General features: G+C 71.8%; 16 protein-coding genes. 8 read left to right on the forward strand and 8 right to left on the reverse strand.

Going from position 1 to position 14621, the window contains the following annotated elements; all coding sequences use genetic code 11:
- Nucleotides 1–892, forward strand: an 892-nt coding sequence (locus AN216_RS19465) for an AAA family ATPase (RefSeq protein ID WP_139140965.1), incomplete at its 5' end; no start/stop codon positions are given.
- A 309-nt stretch (nucleotides 893–1201) separates the two neighbouring features.
- On the opposite strand, the gene AN216_RS19470 is transcribed toward AN216_RS19465, so the two are convergent.
- Nucleotides 1202–3619, reverse strand: coding sequence for a hypothetical protein (locus tag AN216_RS19470; RefSeq protein WP_070197995.1), 2418 nt, complete (start codon nucleotides 3617–3619; stop codon nucleotides 1202–1204).
- A 165-nt stretch (nucleotides 3620–3784) separates the two neighbouring features.
- On the opposite strand from AN216_RS19470, the gene AN216_RS19475 reads away from it, so the two are divergent.
- The 3 genes from AN216_RS19475 (at nucleotide 3785) to AN216_RS19485 (ending at nucleotide 5810) form a co-directional block, all read left to right on the forward strand.
- A complete protein-coding gene (locus AN216_RS19475) occupies nucleotides 3785–4678 on the forward strand; it encodes a DeoR/GlpR family DNA-binding transcription regulator (RefSeq protein ID WP_079166764.1) in 894 nt (297 codons plus the stop codon).
- Nucleotides 4679–4822: 144 nt separating this feature from the next.
- Nucleotides 4823–5137 (forward strand): hypothetical protein, encoded by a 315-nt coding sequence (locus tag AN216_RS19480; RefSeq protein ID WP_070197996.1) that lies wholly within the window; start codon nucleotides 4823–4825, stop codon nucleotides 5135–5137.
- Nucleotides 5138–5276: 139 nt separating this feature from the next.
- Nucleotides 5277–5810, forward strand: coding sequence for an ATP-binding protein (locus AN216_RS19485; RefSeq protein ID WP_244502536.1), 534 nt, complete (start codon nucleotides 5277–5279; stop codon nucleotides 5808–5810).
- A gap of 32 nt (nucleotides 5811–5842) precedes the next feature.
- Here AN216_RS19485 and AN216_RS19490 read toward each other — a convergent pair whose 3' ends face one another.
- Both AN216_RS19490 and AN216_RS19495 read right to left on the reverse strand, forming a co-directional pair.
- Nucleotides 5843–6115, reverse strand: a complete 273-nt coding sequence (locus AN216_RS19490; protein ID WP_070197997.1) for an SHOCT domain-containing protein — start codon at nucleotides 6113–6115, stop codon at nucleotides 5843–5845.
- A 384-nt stretch (nucleotides 6116–6499) separates the two neighbouring features.
- On the reverse strand, nucleotides 6500–7354 hold the full coding sequence (locus tag AN216_RS19495; protein ID WP_070197998.1) for an NAD-dependent epimerase/dehydratase family protein: 855 nt from the start codon (nucleotides 7352–7354) through the stop codon (nucleotides 6500–6502).
- Between the two features lie 128 nt (nucleotides 7355–7482).
- On the opposite strand from AN216_RS19495, the gene AN216_RS19500 reads away from it, so the two are divergent.
- Nucleotides 7483–8313: a helix-turn-helix transcriptional regulator gene (locus AN216_RS19500; protein WP_070197999.1), complete on the forward strand. Its 831-nt coding sequence runs from the start codon at nucleotides 7483–7485 to the stop codon at nucleotides 8311–8313.
- 87 nt (nucleotides 8314–8400) lie between these two features.
- Here the strand turns inward: AN216_RS19500 and AN216_RS19505 are convergent, their stop codons facing one another.
- Nucleotides 8401–8925: a GNAT family N-acetyltransferase gene (locus tag AN216_RS19505; protein WP_070198084.1), complete on the reverse strand. Its 525-nt coding sequence runs from the start codon at nucleotides 8923–8925 to the stop codon at nucleotides 8401–8403.
- Between the two features lie 34 nt (nucleotides 8926–8959).
- On the reverse strand, nucleotides 8960–10186 hold the full coding sequence (locus AN216_RS19510) for an ROK family protein (protein ID WP_420855776.1): 1227 nt from the start codon (nucleotides 10184–10186) through the stop codon (nucleotides 8960–8962).
- A 247-nt stretch (nucleotides 10187–10433) separates the two neighbouring features.
- Here AN216_RS19510 and AN216_RS19515 point away from each other — a divergent pair, with 247 nt between their 5' ends.
- Both AN216_RS19515 and AN216_RS19520 read left to right on the forward strand, forming a co-directional pair.
- The gene (locus tag AN216_RS19515) at nucleotides 10434–10910 is read left to right on the forward strand and encodes a DUF4442 domain-containing protein (RefSeq protein WP_079166765.1); all 477 of its coding nucleotides are present in this window, start codon (nucleotides 10434–10436) and stop codon (nucleotides 10908–10910) included.
- Between the two features lie 93 nt (nucleotides 10911–11003).
- Complete coding sequence (locus AN216_RS19520; RefSeq protein ID WP_070198001.1) at nucleotides 11004–11306, forward strand: DUF6332 family protein; 303 nt, start codon at nucleotides 11004–11006, stop codon at nucleotides 11304–11306.
- On the opposite strand, the gene AN216_RS19525 is transcribed toward AN216_RS19520, so the two are convergent.
- From AN216_RS19525 to AN216_RS19535, 3 genes are all read right to left on the reverse strand, one after another.
- A complete protein-coding gene (locus AN216_RS19525; protein WP_070198002.1) occupies nucleotides 11267–11932 on the reverse strand; it encodes a response regulator transcription factor in 666 nt (221 codons plus the stop codon). The genes AN216_RS19520 and AN216_RS19525 overlap by 40 nt on opposite strands.
- Complete coding sequence (locus AN216_RS19530; RefSeq protein ID WP_079166766.1) at nucleotides 11929–13167, reverse strand: sensor histidine kinase; 1239 nt, start codon at nucleotides 13165–13167, stop codon at nucleotides 11929–11931. The genes AN216_RS19525 and AN216_RS19530 overlap by 4 nt, the downstream gene beginning before the upstream one ends.
- Before the next feature lie 111 nt (nucleotides 13168–13278).
- Complete coding sequence (locus AN216_RS19535) at nucleotides 13279–14019, reverse strand: TetR/AcrR family transcriptional regulator (protein ID WP_070198003.1); 741 nt, start codon at nucleotides 14017–14019, stop codon at nucleotides 13279–13281.
- Nucleotides 14020–14149: 130 nt separating this feature from the next.
- On the opposite strand from AN216_RS19535, the gene AN216_RS19540 reads away from it, so the two are divergent.
- Nucleotides 14150–14614, forward strand: a complete 465-nt coding sequence (locus tag AN216_RS19540; RefSeq protein ID WP_070198004.1) for a nitroreductase family deazaflavin-dependent oxidoreductase — start codon at nucleotides 14150–14152, stop codon at nucleotides 14612–14614.
- Nucleotides 14615–14621 lie beyond the last annotated feature (7 nt).

Consider the following 14621-nt stretch of genomic DNA (forward strand, 5'->3'; position numbering starts at 1 on the left):
AGCCGGGGCAGTCGCGACCGGGCCGGGGACGCGGACCGGAGAGGCGGCGACGGGCGAGGGCGTGCCGGAGCCCCCCGCGGCCCGGCCGGCCAAGGAGGTGCTGGACGAGCTGGACGCCCTGGTGGGGCTGGCGGGGGTCAAGCGGGAGGTGCGCCTCCTGATCAACATGATCGAGGTCGGCCGGCGTCGTCGGCAGGCGGGCCTCAAGGCGGCTTCGGCACGTCGCCACCTGGTGTTCACGGGTTCCCCCGGGACCGGCAAGACCACCGTGGCCCGGCTGTACGGCGAGATCCTGCACGCGTTGGAGGTACTGGAGCGCGGCCACCTGGTGGAGGTGTCCCGTGTGGATCTGGTGGGCGAGCACATCGGTTCCACCGCGATCCGTACCCAGGAGGCGTTCGACCGGGCCAGGGGCGGGCTGTTGTTCATCGACGAGGCGTACGCGCTGTCCCCCGAGGACTCTGGGCGGGACTTCGGGCGAGAGGCGATAGACACGCTGGTCAAACTGATGGAGGACCACCGCGAGGAGGTCGTGGTGATCGCCGCGGGCTACACGACGGAGATGGAGCGCTTCCTGGCGACCAATCCCGGTGTCGCCTCGCGCTTCTCCCGTAGCATCACCTTCGGCGACTACGCCCCGGAGGAGCTGCTGCACATCGTGCGGCAGCAGGCCGAGGAGCACGAGTACCAACTGGGCGACGGCGCGCAGGAGGCGCTGCTACGGCACTTCCACGCCGTACCGAAGGGCCCGTCGTTCGGTAACGGTCGCGCGGCGCGACAGACCTTCGAGGCGATGGTGGAGCGGCACGCCAGCCGGGTGGCCCAGTTGCCCGAGCCGGACACCGACGACCTCACCCTGCTCTATCCCGACGACCTCCCGGCGGCCCGCTGATCCACCCGTTCTCCCCGCGGTCTCCGCCGCCGATCGCGGCCGTACGCCCGCCGAACACCTGCCCGACGTACCTGCGAGCCGCTGGCCGGCTGGGTTGGCCGGCCGAACTGGAGGCGAGCGGGGCGGCGACAGGCCCTGTCGTTCGGGTCCCTGCGGGGATCCCTCTGGCGGCGCTCGCCTGCCACGCGGGTCTGCCGCGTTGTCGTCTCAACACGCAGTGCCGCTGCGCTCGTTCTCCTCGGCCTCCGGCCTGGGGCGACCCCAACACCAGGCCCGCTCCCTGGTCCACGAACATCCAAGCGACACGACCTAGCGCTCCGGGCCGCTCTGCGCGGGTAGTCCGCTGCCGCGCAGCCGGTCCAGCAGCCCGTCCCGTTCCTGGTCGAAGGCCGGGTCCGCCTGATAGTCGCTGTGCCCCAGGATCGGGGCGGGCAGCGGCTGACGCGGCGTACGGCCGTACGCCAGCGGGTCACGCAGCGGCCCCCGGTCCACCTCCGGCCGGTCCGTCACCCGCGGCAACCGGACGGGCCCGCCGATCGGGTCCGTGAGCCGCCACAGGTTGCGCCAGCAAACTACGTCCTGGTGCAGAGAACCGAGCGGGGACGGGCCGAAGTACGCCGGGAACCAACGCCCGTACAGCCGTTCCAGTGGCGAGCCGTAGGTGAGCAGCGCGACGTGCCGGCGGGTGACCGGGTCGAGCTGCCACACCGCGGCGGCTGCGAGCACGCTGCCCTGCGAATGCCCGGAGATGACGAGCCGTCTGCCGGCGTGCTGCCGGGGCCAGGTGGCCATGCGCCACACCAGGTCGGGCACGGCGCGCTCGGCGTAGCACGGAGGCGCGAAGGGGTGCGCGGCGCGCGGCCAGAACGTCCCGACGTCCCAGAGGATGCCGATGGTGCGCCGAGCGGACTGGTCCCGGTAGGCCCGGCGGCCCCAAGTGAGGAAGAGAAGGAAGGCCAGCCCGATGAGATAGGAGCCAAGCGCCTGGACCGTGTCGGCGAATCCGTCGAGCACGTCCGGCGCGCCGTTCGCCGCGGCCCCGGGCACCTCCCCGGTGAACCAACTGCCGGCCACCGCCACAGCGCCGAGCAGCGGGGTGACCGAGGCGACGAACCCGACCAGCAGCGGCGCCGCGTCGGTCAGCCCGGCACGCGCGATGGCGCCACCGATCCGCCGCGAGCGGGAGGTGTCGCGTACGGCCTCCGGGTAGTTCTGGTGCACCTTCTCGGCCAGCCGGTCGGCGCGGCGGCGCAGCCTCAGGGCGGCGGCGCAGAGCAGCGCGAGCAACGCGCCGAGCAGCACCGGGATGGCCGCGGCCTGCCAGGTCAGCACGGTGGGTGGACCGGCGATCGAGCCGCCCAACCAGTCGGCGGCCCACTGGGTGACGCCGCCGGACAGCACTCCGCCCAGCCCGCAGCCGAGCATCGCCACCGCGGCTGCCGCCAGCCCCGCCAGCGCCGTACGGGGCACCCGGCGGGTGCGGTGCAACAGCAGTCCGAGCACGGCCAGCAGCGCGACCAACGCGCCCTGGAGGAGCGCTAGCACGCCGAAGGTCGCGTCTCCCGGCAGCTTCCCGTCGCTGACCCATCCCGGTCGGGACCAGGCCGCGTGTACGACGGACAGCGCCAGCACGAGCGCGGCGGCTCCGGGAAGCAGCCGTACGGCGGTCGAGTCGAGGGTGTCGTCCGGTTCGCGTTCCTTGCGGCCCCGCCCGCACACGACGTAGAGCACGGCGGTGGCACCCGCGACGACCACCGCGCCGAGTCCCCAGCCCAGCGCCTCCAGCACCGCGTCGCCGCCCGACGCGCGATCGAACCGGGTGGTGGCGGCGACCAACGCGCCGGCCACGGTCAGGAATCCGGCCGCCGTGTGGGCGGCCCGCAGCCGGGCGACGTGCCGTCGGCCGTACCAGAAGCCGGGCAGGCACAGCGCGGGCGTCTCACTCCCCGTGCGCGTGCCCGCGCCGCCGTCCACCCGCTCGGTCGACCCCGCGGAGGTCTCCGCGGCGCCACGCCGCGGCGTATTCTGCGGCACTGGCTCCCGCCACGGCGGTTGGGACTCGTACGCGCTCCAGGTCCGGTGCGAGAGCCACCACAGCAGTACGGTCAGTGCGGCCGGTACCAGTGCCGCCAGCGCGAGCCGACGCCCCGGCTGACTCCACCAACCGCCCGGTTCCCCGGGGCCCGCGGCCAGGAAGCCGAGCCAGTCCCGCCCCTCCGAGCAGCGCGGTGTGCCGGCGCACTGCCAGGCGACCAGGTCCAGCGCCACCTGGCAGGCCGCGGCGACCAGCAACACCGTCAGGCTGAGCGCCACCAGGCGCACCAGCACGCCGTGCGACCGCACCAGGGTGGCGCGTCCGGTGGCGGCGGGACGCGTCCAGTGCGCGAGGTTGACCACCATGAACGGCAACAGCAACAGCCACAGCGCCCGGGCGCTGTTGCCCGAGGTCAGGTTCGCCCAGCTGTACGCCTCCGGGATCGGGCGGTCTGCGTACTCCTCGGGACGCTCCTCCGCGTCCACGTCCCGCGCGCGCCGGTACACCGCGGCCGTACCGTCCCCGGTGACCCGCTCGGTGCGCGGGTCGTTCAGCATCTCCTGCGGGGTCGTGCCGCCGACCCCGTGCACGAGCAGTTCCAGTGCCAGGCCACCGGTCGGCGCGCCCCCGTCGGGTGGTGTGTCCGCGTGCCGCTCCTCCGACTGTGCCGTGCTCGACCCGGCCGACCGCATACGCCCCCCTGGGAAACTGTTTCGCCGGCCACCAGCATCCCAGGATCGGACGGCCCGTCAGCCTCCCCGTACCGAGATCGCCGCGAAATCCTCACGTCGGCGACGCCCGCGTCCCGTGGGAGGATGACGGCTACCGGCGAAGGGGCAGGAGAGGACGGCGACACGTTGAGCGACAACCAGAATCTGCTCGCGGAGCAACGGCGGGCGCTCATTCTGGACGAGGTCAGGCGACGGGGCGGTGTCCGGGTCAACGAGCTGACCCGGACCCTCATGGTCTCGGACATGACGGTGCGGCGGGACCTGGACGCACTGGCGCGGCAGGGGGCGTTGGAGAAGGTGCACGGCGGCGCCGTGCCACTCGCCGAGGCCAGTACGCACGAGCCGGGGTTCGAGGCCAAGTCGTCGTTGGAGCTGACCGCGAAGGAGGAGATCGCCCGAGCCGCCGCGGCGATGGCCGTGCCAGGCAGCGCGATCGCGCTGTCCGGCGGTACGACCACCTTCGCGCTGGCCCGTCATCTGGTGGACGTACCGGAGTTGACGGTGGTGACCAACTCGGTGCGGGTCGCCGACGTGTTCCACAGCGCGCAGCGGTCCGCGGGCGATGCCCGTGCGCTGCGTGGCGCGGCGGCGACGGTGGTGCTCACCGGTGGCGTACGCACGCCCTCGGACTCCCTGGTGGGGCCGGTCGCGGACGCGGCGATCCGGTCGCTGCACTTCGACGTGCTGTTCATCGGGGTGCACGGCATATCCGTGGAGGCGGGGCTGTCCACGCCGAACCTCGCTGAGGCGGAGACCAACCGGCATTTCGTGGGCGCGGCGCGACGTGTGGTCACGGTCGCGGATCACACCAAGTGGGGGACGGTGGGACTGAGTTCGTTCGCCTCGCTGGACCAGGTCGACACCCTGGTGACGGATCGCGGGCTGTCCGAGGAGGCGCGCGCGGAGATCAACGAACAGCTGCCCGGGCTCGTGGTCGCGGGTGACTCCGACATCGCGGTGAGGGACCCGGCCGATCAGCGGGCGGCCGACGCGCCGCAGCCGGACCCCGCGGACGACTGACGAAACGGCCGGGAGACCCCGTTCGTCCTCTTCGCGCCGGCGTACTGGTGGTCGTGGCCGCGGCGCGGCACACTGCTGTCAGGACGGTACGGCACCCGGTCGGGGTCAGCGGGCCACGACGGTTCAGGCGGAGGGCGGTGCGACATGGCGGACGTGGATTTCGACGCCTCGGGGGTGCGGATCGAGCGGTGGTTGCGCCAACTCACCCGGGCCGGGCGGGTACTCGTCCGGGACGGCCGACTCGAGCTGCTGACCAGCTACGGACGCGAGATCGACAGTGCCCCGCTGGACGACATCCGGATCAGCGAGTGGCACGGCGTCCGGCGCCGAGCCCTGGCCACGGTCGGCGGCACCAGGTACCTCCTCCGGCTGGGCCTGGACAGTCAGGAGCGGCTGCTGGACACCGTACGGACCGCCCAGGCCAAGGCGGCGGCCGAGCGCGGCGTCCTGGACACCTGACCCGGGCTGCCCCGGAGGGCGCGCACCGCGCACGGCCGCGATCCTCGAGTTGCATGCCGGCAGCGCGGGTCGCACGCTGGACTGTGACGCGCATCACACTACCCCGCGCTTATCCGGCCTTCTTCTCGGGAGCCGCCGCGTGACCAGACGTTTCAGCAGTCCCAGCCACCCCAGCCAGCACTGCGCGGTGGAGTTCCAGGCGCTGCCCTGGCGTATCGGACAGGTCAGACGCATCATCTCCGCCCAGCTACGCTACTGGCATCTCGATCCGCTGATCGATCGGACAGCCCTGGCCGTGACGGAGCTGCTGGCGAACGTGCACGAGCACGCCGGGCCGGACAAACGCTGCTCGGTTGAGCTGATGTACGTCCAGGACCGACTGACCGTGTCCGTACGAGATCACGGCCCCGACATGCCTCGGCTCAGGTCGTCCGGGGCACTCGCCACCGACGGCCGGGGTATGGCGCTCGTCGCGGCCCTCAGCAAGGACTGGGGCATGCAGCCGCGCGGGGACGCGCCGGGCAAGGTGGTCTGGTTCACCGTGCCAGTGCGTACGCCCGCGCCGTGTGCCGTGCCGCCGGCGGCCGCCGAGGCGGACCTCGGCGACCGCTGGCGAATGGACGTCGCGGCCGCCGGCACGCTGGAACGGCAGCCGAGCGCCGCACCGGCGTGACGGGGCCGGGCCCGCCGACCGACGAGGAAACGTCAGGTGGCACCACCCTTGCTCTCCTTGAGCACGGACAGCCGCATCCAGTACTCCTCCTCGTCGATCTCCCCGGCGGCGAACCGGTGCGCCAACAGGTCGACCGGCGGGTTCGCCGATCCTGCCGCGGCGCGCCGCCAGGGACCACCGCGGCCGTGCCTCACCCGGCGCAGCAGCGTGACCAGGCCGAGGATCACGGCCGCCCAGAGCAGCGGGAAGAGCAGAATCCAGGGGCCGGGTCCCCCACCGCCGGCCCAGTGCGCCAAGGTGTTCATCGCGGTTCAGCTCCTTGGTAGTGCCTGTTGTGTGCACTACCGAGACTCGCCCCGACGGGACGGCCGCGTCGTCGTACGACCAGCGGCCATACGGCTACCCCACCGGGAGTATGCGAAGCGCCGCTGCCGCGGTGACCGCGAGGCCCTGGGGGCGGGAGCGTACGTCGCCCGGTGCTCTGACCTCGCTGCCCCGGCGAGGTGCGCGTCGTTCTCGCGATAGCCCGGGGTGTGTTCACACATGAGGCCGGCGATACTCAGAGCTGGGTTGGGGTCCTGCTGTCGGTCGCCGTGCCGTCTCCACCATGCGGAGGGAGGGACCGCGGTGGCGCAGTACCGTGTCTCGTCTGCCGGTCGCGTGACGGTTCGATCCTGAATGACCGCCAGTTACAGCCACCCCGCCTCCCGAGCCGTCCATACCGACGGGACGAGCGGGCGGTAGCCCAGTTCGTGACGGATGCGGGCCGTCGACATCACGCCGTGCCAGACGTCCGGGGCTTCTTTGTCGTACACCTCTCGCGGCACCGTCAGGCCGTGGAGTTGGAAGAGGTCAACCGTGGTGACCGGGGCGTCGTCTGCGATGTTGTAGACACCATGGGCCCCGGGCGTGTACAGCAGCCGCTGCAGGCCCTGCGCCACATCCACATGGTGGCCCATGTGCAGGTGCTGCATGGCGGGCCAGTTCGACGCCCATTCCATCACGTTGACCAGATGCGGGTCTCCATCCCCGTACACGAACGGCAACCGTCCGATGCGGAGGTCGTTGAGACCGTCCAACTCCCTGAGCGCACGCTCTGCCTCCCACTTGGACTCGGGGTAGGCGCCCCAGAGATGAGTGCCGGGCACCGTCTCATCGTCCTCGACAAGTGCCCTGCCCCGTCCCGCGCCGTACACGAGTCCGGTGCTGGCCTGCACGAACCGCCGCACTCCGGAGGCCACCGCGGCCCGGCCGAGCTCGATGGCCGCGTCCCGGTTGACCGTCCACGCCTCCTCGTCCGGCACCCCGCGGAACGCGGCGGCGACATTCACCACCGCGTCCACGCCGGCCGTCGCCTTGCTGAGCACCTCTGTGTCGCGCAGATCTCCGACAAGCACCTGGGCGCCAAGCCCGGCAAACCGCTCGCTGCGCGCAGCGTCCCGCACCAGGACCCGCACCTCGTCTCCGGGTGGCGCGCTCTGTAGCATCCTCGGCACGAATCGCCGCCCGACCTGGCCCGTCGCTCCTGTCACCAATGTCAGCATGGCCGCCTCCTCGTAGTCGTGGCCCTGTCCGACAGCGTGCGCGAGCGGCGGCAGAGGCGGGAGAGACGCGGTTATCCAGGGACCGGCACTCCCTGGATACGAGTCCGAGTCCGGGGAAGCCTGAAATCATGGACCGAACCGGACTCGCCGACTACCTGCGCCGCGCCCGTACCCGGCTGGCCCCCTGCGACGTGGGCCTGAGCGCGGGTCCGCGACGCCGCACCCCGGGACTGCGCCGCGAGGAGGTTGCGCAGCGCGCCGGGATGTCCACGGACTACTACACGCGCCTGGAACAGCGCCGCGGCTCCCACCCGTCGCGGCAGATGCTCACCGCCCTCGCCCGCGCCCTGCGGCTCACGGACGTCGAACGCGACCACCTGTTCCACCTGGCGGGCGAGGAGCCGCCCCGACGCGGCGGCTCCTCGCACCACGTCCGTCCGGGACTGCTGCTGATTCTGGACCGGCTGCACGATCTCCCGGCGTCGGTGCTGAGCGACTGGGGCGAGATGCTCGCTCAGAACACGATGTCGATGGCCCTGGTCGGCGACCACACCGGGACGAACCTCATTCGCCACTGGTTCATGGTATCGGGCGCACGGGACTTGGCCCCGCCGGAGAACCACGAGCAGCACGCCCGCGCGCACGTGGCGAGCTTGCGGGCGGTGACCACGGCCCGCCCCACCGACCCTGGCCCGGCCGCCCTCGTGGCCGAACTCCGTGCCGAGTCAGAGGAGTTCGAGGCGCTGTGGGCGGAGCACGACGTACTGGTGCGCCGTCCGTCGCCGAAGCGTTTCGTGCACGCGGTGGTCGGTGTCCTCGACCTGGACTGCGAGGTGCTGCTGAGTGACGGCCACAGTCAACAGCTCGTTGTGCATTCGGCCCAGCCTGGCACGCAGACGTACGAGCGGCTCGAGTTGCTGCAGGTCGTCGGCCTCCAGGACATGACCCCCAGCTTGTAGGACACCCATGGGCAGGGGCGGAGCCGCGTCAGCTTTCTCCTGCGGCTCCGCCCCTGTCCATGGGTGTCCGTCATTCGGTAGCGACGCCTAACTACCGACCGCCGACTCCAGGTCGCGGCGCATGCAAAGGCGCGGCCAGCGGTCCAGGCCCAGTTCGGCCTCGTGCCGGCGGACCCGTCGCAGCCCGGGCGTCAACTCGTGGTCCTCCAGCGCTCGAAAGCCACAGCGCTCGTAGTAGGGCGCGTTCCACGGCACGTCCTGGAAGGTCGTCAGGGTCAGCGCCGGGACGCCGGCCGCGTTCGCCTCCCGCGCCACCTCGTCGAGAAGGGCACGGCCGATGCCGCGGCGGGCGACGTCGGGGTGTACGGAGATCTGCTCGACGTGCGTACAGTCGTCGACGGGCAGCAGCAGGACGTACGCCACCGGCTGGTCCTCCTCCCCCACGGCCACCCGCACGCGTCCGGCCTGGCGGTACTCCTCGAGCACCGCCAGCGAGGGTGGTTCGTCCTCGGCGATCGTCTCCATGCCGAGGTCGCGGAAGACGTGGCCGGCGGCTCGTTCGATCTCCCGCAGCCGTTCCCCCTCCAGTTCGCGAGCCGGGCGCACCCGTATTTCGTTCAACGTTGTCCGTATTCCTCTCGCTCGTTCAGGCGGGCAACAACCGCAGCGGGTCGTCGAGCACCGGCTGCCAGGCCAGTTCGGCCGCGCCCACCAGGCTATTGTGCCGCAGGGAGCAGGGCAGCACCGGCAGTTCACCGCTGCGCCCCCACAGGCTCCGTTCGGTGATCGCCCCGCGTAGTCGGGCACCGTCCACGTCCACCAGGGCACGGTGCAGGCCGGCCAGGACGATACGGTCCGGGTTCAGGATGTTGACCAGCCCGGCGAGTCCGAGCCCCAGCCGGTCGATCAGCGTCCCGGCGGCGGCTCGTACACGGGCGTCGGTGTCGTATTCGGCACGGATCAGCTCCAGTGCCTGCTCGAGGAGCGATACCTCCGGGCCGGGCCGGCGACCGGTTTCCTCGAGGAAGGCCAGCGGATCGGCCTCCACGTCCAGACAACCTCGGCCGCCACAGTGGCAGGGGCGCCCCGTCGGGTCCACGGTGAGGTGGCCGACCTCCAGCGCCAGACCCGAACTGCCGGTGTGCAGCTTCCCGTGGGACACCAGCGCGCCACCGACCCCACGATGGCCGGTGCCCACCACCAGGAGGTGCTGGGCACCTCGGCCGGCGCCGTGGCGGTGTTCCGCGAGGGCGGCCAGGTTGACGTCGTTGGCCGTCCAGCCGGTCGCCGGCCCGCCGGACAACCCGCTCGGGATGTCCCGTTCGGCGAGGCACCCGCTGAAGATCTCGCGTACGGGGGCCCCGGCGTCCCAGGCCAGATGCAACGGATTGAGCGCGGTGCCCTCCGGTTCGGCCACCGCGGAGGGCACGGCGAGGCCGGCGCCGACACAGCGCCGCCGGGTCTCCCGTAGGAGAGCGGCACCGGAGTCGACGACCTCACCCAGCACATGGGCGGGGTCGGCGCCCACCGTCATACAGCCGGGTGCAGTGGCCACGATCCGGCCGCCGAGCCCGACCAGCGCCGCGCGGAAGCCGTCCGCGTGCACCTGTGCGGCCAGTACGACCGGGCCAGCCGGGTCGATGGCGAGCCGATGGGACGGTCTGCCCTGGGTGCCCTCGGCCGCGACGGGGTGCGCGTCCACGGTGATCAGCCCGAGCGCGGCCAGCTCAGCGGCGACCGCGCCGGCCGTGGCCCGGGTGACGCCGAGTTCCGCGGTGAGTACGGCGCGGGTGGGCGCACGTCCGGTGTGCACGAGTTCCAGCGCGGGACCCAGCGCACCGCGACCTCTTTCCAGCTTCGTAGTTCGAGTCAGGGTCACATCTCAATTCTGTCTTTGTGTCGTTGGCAAACAAATCTGTTCACGCCACCCGGGCCCACCCGGCCCGGGAGACACTGTCATGCCCGCGGGCCGGCTGTCCGCCGATCGGGGCCTGTTCCGCACCCGCACCGCGCTGGCCGCGCATCTCGTGCTTACCCCGATCGCACCTCACCCGAAGGGCGATGGGCGGCGTACGGGCCGTGGCTATACCCATGAGTAACTTAAATGGTAGCGTCACGCCATGGCGAAGATCCTGTCCACCCCGCGTGGCCTGCGCCGGGCCATGGCCTGGTGGCCTCCGTACCGATGCGCGGGCATCACGGTCCTGCACATCTCGGAGGACTGGAGCAGCGCCCGCGTACGCCTTCGGCTGGGCCGGCTCAACCGCAACTACTTCGGCACTCACTTCGGAGGCTCGCTCTATTCCATGAGCGATCCCTTCTGGGCGCTGCTCACGCTGCAGCGACTCGGCCGCGACTACATCGTGTGGGACAAGGCCGGCGAGATCGAGTACGTCACTCCCGGCCGCGGCGACGTCTTCGCCGAGTTCGTGCTGACCGACGCCCGGGTCGACGAGCTCCGGGCCGCCACCGCCGAGGGTGACAAGGCCCTGCCGTGGTTCACCTCGGAGGTGACGGCTGCCGACGGCACCGTGGTCGCCAGAGTCCGCAAACAGTTGTACGTACGCCGCAAGTCCGCCGACCGTCAGCGCCGCTGATCCGGGGGCCCGCCCGGCCCTCCCGGCTCGCGGAGCGCCGGCGCGAGCGCTCCCGTATACCGCGCTGTCGGCCCGTGGTGGCAGAATCCGCGTATGGACGCGCAGTGGCCTCAGGACGACGGACCACAGGTGCCCGCCAAGGGCCCACCCACACAGGACGAACGCGAAGCCACCACCGTCGAGATCGTCTTCGCGATCGTCAGCGGCGGGCTGCTCGCCGGGGCGACCTTCCTCGCCCTGGCCAGCCCGGCGCTCTTCTGGCACGGCTCGTCCGGATGGATCACGCACGCCCAGTGGGTGGGCAGCGCGGTGTTCATCGCGCGCGTCCTGTGGGTCCTGCTGCGCTGGGACTGGCGTCACCCGAGCCAGCCGGGACGCACGAGCCCCGACTCGTAGGCGAGCACCACGAGTTGAGCCCGATCCCGGGCGCCGAGCTTGACCATGGTGCGGCTGACATGCGTCTTGGCGGTGAGCGGGGAGACCACCAGGCGCCCAGCGATCTCCTCGTTCGACAGCCCGATACCGACCAGGGCCATCACCTCCCGTTCCCGCTCGGTCAGTTCGGCCATGCTCGCCGGACTGGCCGGCTCCTTGGAACGGGCCGCGAACTCCGCGATCAGTCGACGGGTCACCCCCGGGGACAACAGCGCGTCGCCGGCGACGACCAAGCGCGCCGCCCGCACCAACTCGTCCGGCTCGGTGTCCTTCACCAGGAAGCCGGACGCCCCGCAGCGGATCGCCTCGAAGACGTACTCGTCCAGTTCGAAGGTGGTCAGCATGACCACCTTCACGTTCGCGAGCGCCGGATTCCCGGTGATCTCGCGGGTGGCGGCCAGCCCGTCCAGCCCGGGCATGCGGATGTCCATCAGCACCAGTTCGGGGACCAACTCCCGGACCACCGCTACCGCCTCGGCCCCGTCCGCCGCCTCCCCCACCACCTCGATGTCCGGCTGCGCGTCCAGCAACGCGCGGAACCCGGCACGTACGAGCAATTGGTCGTCCGCCAACAGTACGCGGATCACGACGCCTCCCTGTCCTTTCCGCGCACCGTATCGGGGGCCGTCCGGGGCAACCAGGCGCACACCCAGAATCCCCCGTCCGCGCCCGACCCGGCGGTCACCTCGCCACCGAACGCGGCGGCCCGCTCCCGCATACCCACCAGTCCGTTCCCGCTGCCACCCGGCCCGTTCTCCGTCGCCGGCCCGTCGTCGTCGACGGTGATCCGCAGCGCGTCCGGCCCGTGGCACACCCGCACCCGGGCCCGTCTGGCCGCGGAATGGCGCATCACGTTCGTCAGCGCCTCCTGAACGATACGGAACGCCGCGAGGTCCGCGCCGGCCGGCAGCGCGCAAGGGCGGCCCTCGGTCTCGATCGCCACCCACAGCCCGGCTCCGGCGGCCTGTTCCGCCAACTCCGGCAATCGCTCCAGCCCCGGGGCGGGCGTCCGGGGCGCCTCGCCCGGGGTCCGCAGACTGTCCAGGACCTGGCGTACCTCGCCCAGCGCCTCCTTGCTCGCGGACTTGATGGTGGTGAGTGCCGTACGAGCCTGCTCGCGATCCGAGTCCAGCAGCGCGAGCCCCATTCCGGCCTGCACATTGATCACGGAGATGCTGTGCGCCAGCACGTCGTGCAGTTCGCGGGCGATCCGCAACCGCTCCTCGTCCGCGCGGCGCCGCTCCGCTTCCTCCTGCTCGACCCGTCTCCGCGCCGACTCGGCCAACCGTACGCGTCGCACCTCGCCGGCGGCCGCGACCGCGACCATCCAGGCCCCCGGGGCAAGCACCTCGCTCCATCCGTCCGGACCGTCACCCGAGGGTGGCAACCAGCGGTAGAGCCATACGCCCACCAGCAGGTGGCTCCCCCACAGCAGCGTCAGCGCCGTCCAGGCCAGCCGGCGGTGACCGGCGGCCACCGCGGCGAACGTACTGACGACCGCGCAGAGGTAGATCGGCCCGGGAGGATAGCCCAGGGCGAGGTACGTCCCACACACCGCGCACGCGAAGAGCGCGACGTATCCCGGGAAGCGCTGCCGCATCAGCAGCGCCGCCGGACCCAGCACAAGGAGCACCCGGGCGAGCGCGTCGAGTTGTGCCCGGTCGGATTGCCCCGCCGCGGCGAAGCCGGAGCCCATCACCGTGACGAAGGTGATCAGCAGTGTGGACGGCCAGGGCAGTCGCGCCACCGCCGGGGGCGGCTCCGTCCAGCGCCGCCACAGCGACGGTCCGGGCAGCGTGCGCCGCGGGTGGGCTCTGTTCATACGGCCACGCTAGACGGACGGCCCGGGGAGCGCCGTCCACCGGGCGTGGTGCTCACGCGTACTCCCACGGCAGTAGCGATCCGCCGTGGCGTAACGTCCCCACGTGACGGGTCAGCGTGGGTCCCCGGCCCCGGCGAGGCCCATGCCGTACGCGAGTCGTGCGGTGGCGTGGTCGAAGAACTCCTCCCGTGCGTCCACCACCCGCTGGAAATGTCCGAACAGCTCGAAGCTGACCAGTCCGAACAACTGCGCCCAGACGGAGACGAGTTCCACCAGCAGCCAGGGTTCCAGCGCCAGGTCGAGACGCGCGCCGAGGCGGGCCGCGTCCGCCTGTGCGGTGGCGGGCGGTGGCGGACCGGACGGTGGAGTACGCAGGGCTCCCGCGGCGCGCGCGTCGCACAGTACCGCGATCAGTGCCAGAGCGGTACGGGCGGCGGGGTCGGTGGTGGCGTCCGGCGCGGCGTACCCGGGCACCGGCGAACCGTAGATGAGGGCGTACTCGTGCGGGTGCTCCAACGCCCAGCCACGCACGGCGCGGCAGACGGCCTGCCAACGCCGCAGGTGGACCTGCGGGTCCGCCGCTCGTCGTGCCTCGTCCGGCGTCGCGGCGAGCGCCTGCTCCGCCGCGACACCCAGAGCGTCGTACGCGTCGATGATCAGAGCGGTCAGGAGTTCGTCCCGGCCGGGGAAATAGCGGTAGAGCGCGGAGGAGACCATCCCCAACTCGCGTGCGACGGAGCGCAGTGAGAGCCGGTCGGCTCCCTGCTTCACCAACTGGCGACGAGCCTCTTCCTTGATGGCGGCGGTGATGTCACTGCGAGCCCGTTCCCGAGCGCCCTGGAGCCTGGTCATGGGGCGAAGTCTGCCAGAGGCTCAGAGCAGCGGACCACGACGAGAGCAGTGCTCTTGCTTTTGACCGACGCCGATGGAACGATGCTCCAAAAAGAGAGCAGTGCTCTCGACGACAGAAGGAGTGACGCTCATGTCCACCCACTACCTCCGCCCCGGCCGACTCGAACTCGCCCTGACCCGCCCACTGCGGTGGCTCGCCCGGAGTGGCGTCAGTCCCTTCGGCATGGCGGAACTCGCCGTACGGGGTCGCACCAGCGGCACATGGCGCACGACACCCGTGAACCCCCTGACTCACCAGGACCAGCGCTACCTGGTGGCGGCGCGCGGCCACACCCAGTGGGTACGGAATCTCCGCGCGGCGGGCCAGGGCGAGCTGCGACAGCGCGGAAGGCGCGTGGTCTTCCACGCCCGCGAGGTGGCTGACGCGGACAAGGCACCGCTGCTCCGTGCGTACCTGCGCCGCTGGGGCTGGGAGGTGGGCCGGTTCTTCGACGGGGTGAACGGCGACTCCACGGACGAGCAACTGCTGGCGGTCGCGCACCGGCACCCGGTCTTCCGCATCGTCCGCGAGGAACGACCCGACGGGCGCCGGTAGGAACGGC

The organism is Streptomyces oceani (assembly GCF_001751245.1).
Lineage (GTDB): Bacteria > Actinomycetota > Actinomycetes > Streptomycetales > Streptomycetaceae > Streptomyces > Streptomyces oceani.

Bases quoted from the DNA above. Each gene is read 5' to 3' on its own strand.
- AN216_RS19500 (WP_070197999.1), top strand. From the start codon at position 7,483: ATGGACCGAACCGGACTCGCCGACTACCTGCGCCGCGCCCGTACCCGG.
- AN216_RS19480 (WP_070197996.1), top strand. From the start codon at position 4,823: ATGGCGGACGTGGATTTCGACGCCTCGGGGGTGCGGATCGAGCGGTGG.
- AN216_RS19470 (WP_070197995.1), bottom strand. From the start codon at position 3,619: ATGCGGTCGGCCGGGTCGAGCACGGCACAGTCGGAGGAGCGGCACGCG.
- AN216_RS19490 (WP_070197997.1), bottom strand. From the start codon at position 6,115: ATGAACACCTTGGCGCACTGGGCCGGCGGTGGGGGACCCGGCCCCTGG.
- AN216_RS19515 (WP_079166765.1), top strand. From the start codon at position 10,434: ATGGCGAAGATCCTGTCCACCCCGCGTGGCCTGCGCCGGGCCATGGCC.
- AN216_RS19520 (WP_070198001.1), top strand. From the start codon at position 11,004: ATGGACGCGCAGTGGCCTCAGGACGACGGACCACAGGTGCCCGCCAAG.
- AN216_RS19495 (WP_070197998.1), bottom strand. From the start codon at position 7,354: ATGCTGACATTGGTGACAGGAGCGACGGGCCAGGTCGGGCGGCGATTC.
- AN216_RS19540 (WP_070198004.1), top strand. From the start codon at position 14,150: ATGTCCACCCACTACCTCCGCCCCGGCCGACTCGAACTCGCCCTGACC.
- AN216_RS19530 (WP_079166766.1), bottom strand. From the start codon at position 13,167: ATGAACAGAGCCCACCCGCGGCGCACGCTGCCCGGACCGTCGCTGTGG.
- AN216_RS19535 (WP_070198003.1), bottom strand. From the start codon at position 14,019: ATGACCAGGCTCCAGGGCGCTCGGGAACGGGCTCGCAGTGACATCACC.